This window comes from Candidatus Protofrankia californiensis, from assembly GCF_900634765.1.
In the GTDB taxonomy this organism is placed as follows: domain Bacteria; phylum Actinomycetota; class Actinomycetes; order Frankiales; family Frankiaceae; genus Protofrankia; species Protofrankia californiensis.
This window is the reverse complement of record NZ_CAAAFT010000293.1, coordinates 1-8,137: the sequence shown is the minus strand read 5'-3', so window position 1 is coordinate 8,137 and position 8,137 is coordinate 1. Positions and strand designations below refer to the sequence as shown.

The 8,137-nt window shown below is 68.2% G+C and carries 4 protein-coding genes and 2 pseudogenes; 1 reads left to right on the top strand and 5 read right to left on the bottom strand.

The features are described 5' to 3' along the window. Positions 1–755: transposase (locus DD1DGNOD_RS15680; RefSeq protein WP_206443211.1), on the bottom strand; the 755-nt coding region annotated here is incomplete at its 3' end. A gap of 1,035 nt (positions 756–1,790) precedes the next feature. Here DD1DGNOD_RS15680 and ltrA point away from each other — a divergent pair. Beyond that, positions 1,791–2,984 (top strand): group II intron reverse transcriptase/maturase, encoded by a 1,194-nt coding sequence (gene ltrA, locus DD1DGNOD_RS15675; protein WP_430827814.1) that lies wholly within the window; start codon positions 1,791–1,793, stop codon positions 2,982–2,984. A gap of 672 nt (positions 2,985–3,656) precedes the next feature. Here the strand turns inward: ltrA and DD1DGNOD_RS29590 are convergent. The 4 genes and pseudogenes from DD1DGNOD_RS29590 to DD1DGNOD_RS15655 form a co-directional block, all read right to left on the bottom strand. Further along, a pseudogene (locus tag DD1DGNOD_RS29590) lies at positions 3,657–3,911 on the bottom strand (MFS transporter); the annotation flags it as partial. Between the two features lie 166 nt (positions 3,912–4,077). After that, positions 4,078–4,212 (bottom strand): annotated as a pseudogene (locus tag DD1DGNOD_RS30885) (reverse transcriptase N-terminal domain-containing protein); the annotation flags it as partial. A 274-nt stretch (positions 4,213–4,486) separates the two neighbouring features. Continuing rightward, the gene (locus tag DD1DGNOD_RS15660) at positions 4,487–7,222 is read right to left on the bottom strand and encodes a SpoIIE family protein phosphatase (protein ID WP_131770461.1); all 2,736 of its coding nucleotides are present in this window, start codon (positions 7,220–7,222) and stop codon (positions 4,487–4,489) included. A gap of 616 nt (positions 7,223–7,838) precedes the next feature. Next, a partial coding sequence (locus DD1DGNOD_RS15655) for an ATP-binding protein (RefSeq protein WP_131766484.1) occupies positions 7,839–8,137 on the bottom strand: 299 nt, incomplete at its 5' end.

The window sequence follows — 8,137 nt, the reverse complement described above, 5'->3', positions numbered from 1 at the left end:
CACAACGCCTCGAACATCGGCATTTTCAACGCCGGGCAACACGCGTGGCCGCGGTGGGTGGCCTCGGCCTGGACGAGTTGCAGGGTGCTGTCGGTGAAGGCGGCGTGATACCGATGGGCCGCGAACAGCTCGCCCTGGCCCTGCGAGACGGAGGCGGGGTTGAGGCGGCGGACCCGACGGACGAGCAGCCGGCCGGTGACCTGCTCCTTCTTGCGGTGGCTGGTGAACGCGGTGTAGGCGATTTCGGCGATCTCGGCGTCGGAGATGAACCGGCCCTCGTCGTCGTCCCAGACCGCGTGGGGGTAGTGGATCGGGGTCCAGGCGGCCTCGTCGATCGTGGCGATCGTCCGGCGGATCGCCGGGTTGAGCCGCACGGTGATCGAGAAGTGGACGCCGGCGCGCCGGCAGGCGGCGACCACCTCCGCCGAGTAGAACGCCGCGTCGGCCCGGAACAGCGCAAGGCCGGTCGCGCCCGCGGCGCGGGCGGCGGCGAGTGACTCGGCGACGAACGATCCGGCGCCGCGGGCGGCGGCCGCGTGGCCCTCACGCAGCCGGGTGGCGACCACCAGGGGCGCACACGTCGGGGTCGAGACGACCGCGAGCAGCGGGTGCAGCCCTTTGACCTTGGTGTAGCCGTAGGAAGCGCCCTGCTTGGCGTAGCCGAACACGCGGCGGATCGTGGAGTCCGCGTCGACCAGGGCATACGTCGAGGCGTCGGTCAGCACCGGCGCGTGGCGGGGCAGTGCGGCGGTCACCGCCCGGGCGAGGCGTTCGAGCTGGCGAACATGACCCCAGGCGAACGCCCCGCAGGAACGTGCCCAGCGTCGACGGCGCCCGGATGGCGCCGAACAGCCGGCCCATCGCGCCGTGGCGCAGCAGGTCCAGGTCGAGGTTCGGATCGTCGAACCGGAAAAGGATCTTCGATGGGGCGTGCAACAATCTCATCTTGTAGATGCCTTCTTGGTCTGGTCCGATGGATCCTTCAGCAAGACCATCATCCCAGGTCAGAAGGCATTTACGCGTTCAGGACACCCCCAACCCGCCATAACCGACGGTGGATCGAGGCGTGCGTCCAGTAGACCGGGCGCCTTGAAAGGGAAGGAGAAGACGAGTGTAACCGGTCGATAAGCTCAGGGCAGCCAGCCGGTGTGAGCCCGGTCCGGGGAGATGTCAGGATCCCTGGTAGCTGGTTCCCGGCGTCGGTTGAGAGGCTGCCGTCGAAGCGGAATGACAAAGTCCCTGTGAGGGGGCGAGCAACTGGCCGGTCCGCAGCATGAAGCGAAGCTTGCAGCGTCGTTAGCACCGCCCGTCGTGAGACGGGGCAAGGAGGAGCCGAGCCCGTGCCTTAGAGGGCGAAGGCCATGGACGGCATCTGGGATCCTGGAGCGGATGCCTATGAACCTCCCGGCGTAAGGAGCGTGGAACGGTCAGAGGGTTGTCCTGGGAACTGGAGAGGGCCTACCCGGCCCCGGGGCTTGCGGCCCGGGAAGCATACCTGTCTATAACCGGTGGTCCCGGGAAATGACAGGTGGCCGGAAAGCAGTCGGAGGGGGCAATAGTAGCGTTCGAGGGTCGGGACAACATAACCCGATCCGAGCGAAGGGCCCCTACTTCATCGATGCGCAGTGGTGGAGGGAGGAATTCGGATGAGTGCCGTTACGGCTAGGTCCGTCCGCCAGGCCGATGGTCTGGATGCGGTTCGTGCTCTTCAGCGTGTGCTTTACCGCAGTGCCAAGCGTGATCCCGCCCGTCGTTTCCATGCTTTGTATTGCCATGTTGCCCGCAGCGACGTGTTGTGGCGGGCGTGGAGCGACGTGCGTGCAAACCGAGGCGCGCCCGGGGTCGACGGTGTGTCGATCGACGACGTCGAGCGCGCCGGGGTAGGCGAGTTCCTCGATGCCCTCGCGGGGGAGTTGCGGGCCGGGTCGTACCGACCAGCGCCGCTGCGCAGGGTGCACATCCCGAAGCGCGAGCCGGGGTCCACCCGGCCGCTGTCGATCCCCACTGTCCGGGACCGGGTCGCTATGGCCGCCGCGAAGATCGTTTTGGAGCCGGTGTTCGAGGCTGACTTTCTGCCGTCGAGCTTCGGGTTCCGTCCGCGCCGGTCCGCGTCGGATGCCTGTGAAGTCATCCGGGTCGAGGCGAACCGTGGCCGGCAGTGGGTGGTTGACGCTGACATCGCGGACTGTTTCGGTTCTCTGGACCACGCTGCGGTTATGGGTCAGGTAGCCCGCCGGGTTTCCGACCGGCGGATGTTGAAACTGCTACGCTGTTGGCTTCGGGTGGGAGTCTTGGAGGCCGGTGTCATCCGCGACACCGTGGCCGGGACTCCACAAGGCTCACCGATTTCCCCGCTGCTGGCTAACGTTGCGCTTCACTTCCTTGACGAGGAATGGGCGGCGTCGAGCCGGCGGGTCGGTGTGCTGGTAAGGTACGCCGACGATATCGTGGCGTTGTGTGCTACCGAACAGGCGGCACACGAGGCCGTCCGCCGTATCGGCATCATCCTGGAAAGGTTGGGGCTGCGGTTGCATTCCGGCAAGACCATGATCGTATGCCTACGGGAAGGGCGTGAGGGCTTTGACTTCCTCGGCTGGCATCATCATATGGTGCGGTCGTGGAAACAGCCGCGGCGTTTCTACCTGATGCGGTGGCCGTCGGCGGCGGCGATGCGGTCAATCCGGGCGCGGATACGCGACGCCACGGATCGACGTTTCGTCGGTAAGTCCTTGGCGGACCGGGTAGGGGTTCTCAATCTGCTTCTACGCGGCTGGTCGGGTTACTTCGCCGCGGGGAACTCGTCCCGGGCTTTGGCGTCGCTCGACAGCTACGTCCACCTACGACTCGCCATCTTTGCCAGTAACAAGCACGGCCAGCCTGGCTGGGGGTGGGCCGGGCGTCATAACGGCGCCTGGCTCGCCCGGCTCGGTGTGTTACGCCTCTCTGGGCGGACACGGTGGGTGACCGCGCATGCCTCGCGGTGAACGGTGTCGGAGCCGTGTGTGGGAGAACCACATGCACGGATCGAAAGGGGGCCGCTGGCGAAGCCGGACCTCGTGGCAGCACAGCGCACACGCGCTGCCGGACGGCGAAAGTGTCCGACGGAAGCCCCGTCGACCCCGTCCCGGCCACAGGCCCTGACCAGCCAGCGGCCTACCTCACTCAGACAGCGCCACACTGACCAGTACAAGTCTCTATCCGTCATGGCCCGCTCTCTTGATCAGCGGCTCATGACTTGAACCTAGTTGGGCCGTCGCCCGCTCATCGGGTCGTGAACGGGAGGTAGAGCACATGGGCGCCAAAGGCACCCGGCCCCAGTCCTCATCACGGCTGGTCATGACCGGCCGTTCGGAGGTAGTGGGTATCCATTGGCGTGCGGCCTTTTCCTCGCCCACCCGACGCCGAGGACGACAGCGACCGACAGTGCGACAGCTGCAACGGCGGGCTGCTCGACGACCCGCAACGCCGAGCAGCAACGCTGTGACGGCGCCACCAGCGAGGACGGCCTCGCGCGGGACCGGCCTGGCGGGTCGGTCCCGCGCCAAGCCGCCGTCGGAAGCCATGTCACCGTCCGGTGCCGTGCTCCCCGGAACCGTGCGGCTGCCGAGCCACAGCGCGGCCACGACGACTGGGAGCTTGACGAGGAACAGTGCCCGTCAGCCGAGCGACTCGGAGACCAGACCGCCGACCGTGGTTCCAGCCATCGTGCCGAGCGGCATCATCGTGGCGACCGAGCCGACAGCCGTGCCGCGCCGGTCGGGCGCCACGACCCGAGCCACGATCGGCAGGTAGGCCGCCACCGTCGCACCGGCGACCCCCTGCGCCACGCGCGCCGCCAGCAGCACCGGGAAGGTCGGCGCGGCCGACGCGAGCACGCTGGTCAGGCCGACGCCGGTGACGGCGAGCAGGAAGACTCGCCGGGGGTCCGACTAGTCCATCAGGCGACCGAGCGGGATCGCCAGCGCCGCGGTGGGCAGCGTGAACGCGAGCACGACCCACGCTGTCGTCGCCGGCGCGACTCCGAATCTTCTGCAGGGACCGGACCGTGGCCCAGTCCTGTTCCCCCGTCGCCTTGAAAATCCTCCGCCGCAGCCGCCGTACGTTCCTCTCGTGAGTCCGCCAGCCGATGGCATCCCAGTCCGGCACGTCCTCCGGTCCGTTCACCGTCACGGTGTCCAACTTGCCCTTCGGTTCTGAAGGTTTGATCAGCATCAGTGTTCAACGGCTTACCTGCCCATGTCAGCGCCCTTTCAGGCCCAGCCACCCGGGCTTGGTGTCCGGCCAGTTATCCCCCGGTGGTCGACGGAGGGGTCGACCATGTCGCCCGGACAATGTCACCCACGACGGCGAGACGCTGACCGCCGTCGGCGCGGTGAACGCGCCCGGCACGCAGCTGTCCCCGATACTGGTCGCCGCCCTCGGCCCGGTGATGCTGGGGTGGCCGGGGAACTCGCCGACGGCACCATCATGTTCGTAGATCGAGGACTCACCATCGGCTGAGCTCCTGCTCCACCCAGATGGTCTTCCCCTGGTCGGTGTATCGGGTGCCCCAACGCCTGGCCAGTTGGGCGACGAGGAAGAGGCCCCGCCCGCCCTCGTCCGTGGCGCTGGCGCGTCGCAGGTGGGGGGAGGTGCTGCTGGCGTCCGAGACCTCACTGATCAGCGTGCGGTCCCGCAGGAGGCGTACCTCGATCGGCCCGGATGCGTGCCGGATGGCGTTCGTCATCAGCTCGCTGAGGATGAGCTCGGTGGTGAAGGCCATGGTTTCCAGGCTCCACTCAGCCAGCTGCTTCCTGCTGGCGGCGCGCAGGCGCGGGACCGCGGACGGCTCGGAGGGGAGGTCCCAGCGCACCACCTGACTCGTCGGGATGGTGCGGGTGCGGGCGACAAGCAGGGCCACATCGTCCCCTGCGTGAGCCGGCGGTACGGCGGTCATCACCGCGTCACAGATCTGCGCGGGTCGGCCGGCGGGGCAGGCGAGGGCTGCGGCCAGCCGGCCGAGGCCGACGTCGATGTCGATGTCGCGGTCCTCGACCAGCCCGTCGGTGTAGAGGACCAGGTGGCTGCCGTCGGCAATGTCGAGTTCGGCCGTCTCGAAGGGCTGGCCGCCGAGGCCGAGTGGTGGTCCGGCGGGCACCTCGGGGAATTCCACGGTCCCGTCGGGATGGACGAGCGCGGGCGGCGGATGCCCCGCGCGGGCCATGGTTGCACGGCGGGATACCGGATCGTAGATGGCGTACAGGCAGGTGGCCCCGATGATGTCCCCATCGTCCGCGGCCTGCTCCTGGTCGATCCGATCGACCAGGTCGTCCAGCCGGGTCAGCAGCTCGTCCGGTGGCAGGTCCAGCACGGCGAAGTTGTGGACGGCGGTCCGTAACCGACCCATGGTGGCGGCGGCGCGGATGCCGTGACCGACGACGTCGCCGACCACCAGGGCGACCCGCAGGCTCGACAGCGGGATGACGTCGTACCAGTCCCCGCCCACATCGGACTCCGCCGGCAGGTAGCGGTGCGCCACTTCGACCGCGTTCTGCTCGGGCAGGGTGCGGGGCAGCAGGCTGCGCTGCAGGGCGAGGGCCAGGGCGCGCTCCCCGGTGAAGCGCCTGGCGTTGTCGATGGACATCGCCGCTCGGGAGACCAGCTCCTCGGCCAGACTGAGGTCGTCTTCCTCAAAGGGGCCGGACTGCTTTGTTCGATAGAAGCTGACCACTCCCAGAACGGCGCCGCGCGCCCGCAACGGGACCGTGATCAATGAGCGGGTACCCTTCTCGATGACCTCCCCGGCACGGGCGGGATCCTGGACCAGCCAGCTGACTGCCGTGCTCAGATCGGGCTCGAACACCGGTTGCCCGGTCAGGACGGCCTGGGCCTGCGGGGTGGTCGGGGCGAACGCGACCAGTTCCCCGACCTGGTAAAAGGGCCCAGGTTCGCTGGTGGTGGCCGATCGCGCCACGCGGCGCAGCGAACCGTCCCTGACAACCGGACCCTCCCCGCGTAGGACGGAATCGGCGAGGTCCACCGCGACGACGTCGGCAACCTCCCCGACCGCCATCTCGACGAGCTCCTCGGCGGTCCGGCGGACGTCGAGCGTCGTACCGATCCGGACACCGGCTTCACAAAGCAGCCCGAGCCGCCGCCGGGCGGCCAGGGCCAGCCGGCTGACGGCCGGCTCGCCCGCGAGCAGCAGCTGCCTGCCCACCGCCTCCGCCGGTTCCCGCCGGCCGCTCTCCGGCATCGGCACACCCCCATCCGGTACCGCTACCGGGTAGGTCGAATCGGTGAGGTGGACACGCCCCGTGCTGGGGAGGCAGGCCTCGACGACCGCGCCGGTCTCCCCGGACGTGCCGGCCACGGGCCGGCACAGCAGGACGGCGGTCCCCCCGCGGGACAGCGTCACCTCGACGACGGCCGGCCTGCCGGCCGAGATCAGTTCCGCCGCTTTCTCCATTAACAGCAGCTGGTCGTGGCGGTTGGTCGGCACCATCCCCGGAATCGCTGTCGACGCGGTGGCCGCTGGGCCGGGCCGGCCCGCCGCCGTGCGGGTTCGGGGCTCGGGTGTGCCATGGGCGGACCGGAAGAAGGCCCTTAGCAGGGCGCGCTCCCGGGCGGAGACCTGATCGAGCATTCGCTGTTCGATCGCTCTGACCGATTCCTGGACGATCCTGCGCATGGCCTCATTGGCCTTGTTCGCCAGGCAGGTCACGTCCAGACAGCCCTCGATGCGGCCGCTGAGGGGGTCCCTGATGGGCGCGCCGGCACAGGCGAACGACTGCATCGAGTCGGCGAAGTGCTCGTGGCCGACGATGAAGCAGGACCGCCGCTCCTCCAATGCCGTGCCCATTCCGTTGGTACCGGTCAACCGCTCCGAGAAGCCGAAGCCGGGAGCCAACAACAGCGAGTCCAAAGCCCGTATCAGCGCAGGCTCGTCGGCTCGACGCTGGAGGACCGTCGCCCGCGCGTCGGTGAGGACCATCGACGCCCCCATGCCGGACAGCATGGTCGCCAGGTTGTCGAGCACCGGGCGGGCGGCGTGCACGAGCCCGCCGTCCGTGTCGATGTCCGCGTCGTACCGGATGTCGGGCGCGCTGGGAGGTAGCCCGCGGGTCTGACAGCGTAACCAGGACTGTCTGATCGAAACGGGTACGATCTTGCCCACGGGGTCGCCGGACAGGAAGCGTTCGCGCGCCACCGCAAGCCGGTCGGCATTCTCTGCGGCGTACACGTTGTGCCCATCCCCGGCGGCCTGCCGGCCAAACCCTGCCCCCGGGGCGCATGCGGGCGGCCGCGTGCCCCCACATCCTAAAGGACACCGGCCGTGGACCGGCGCACCGCCCGCGCGACAACGGGCCAGTCCGTCACGACCCGCCGGCACAACTCAACATCAAAAACGGTGGGCGGTTATCGCGGAACCCCGCCTGCCCACCACGCGAAAGATCCGGGGTAGATGGCCGGTTGCCGGCGTCGCCGAAGGTGATCGTCGGACCTGGTACAACTGGACAGCGGTTCGTATGGCACTGTTGCATTCGCGCGCACCGGCGGATCTTGGCTGCAAGTCTTCCGGCGCCGAGGCTCATCAACGCGGCTCCGGCCGGCCGGTAGTCCCACTGATCGGGGCACATGAGCGCGTCTGACGGGAAGATCTGCGGTGAAGATCGACTGTGATCGACGAATGCAACAGTGCCGTTCTATCTCTACCTGGCGACCGCTTTCGTCACTGTCCGTTGCCTCATCCAGAAGGCCGCGCCACCCACGTGATTGAAGATCCGCCGGTAGCCCTCCGGCCTGGCAGCGCGAGACGGGATGCAAGGAGGCGCGCGAACGCGAGTTTTCTACTCTTTTCAAGAGGGCGGCAGTTCCTCCGTAACACACAGCTCGAACCACACTCGTTTACCGGTCGGTGTAGCCTCAACACCCCAAACGTGGGCGAGTGCGTCAACCAACATAAGACCCCGACCGCACTCATCTTTCTCGCGCGTTTTGCTTTGGCGAGGAATCAGGGCGCAGTTCTGGTCGTCGACGGTCACACGCAGTCGACCCGCGGTAAAATCGACTCGAAGGATCGGATCACCAAAGCCATGGATGACCGCATTGGTGACCATTTCGCTGACGAGAAGCGCGGCGTCATCGACCAGATCGG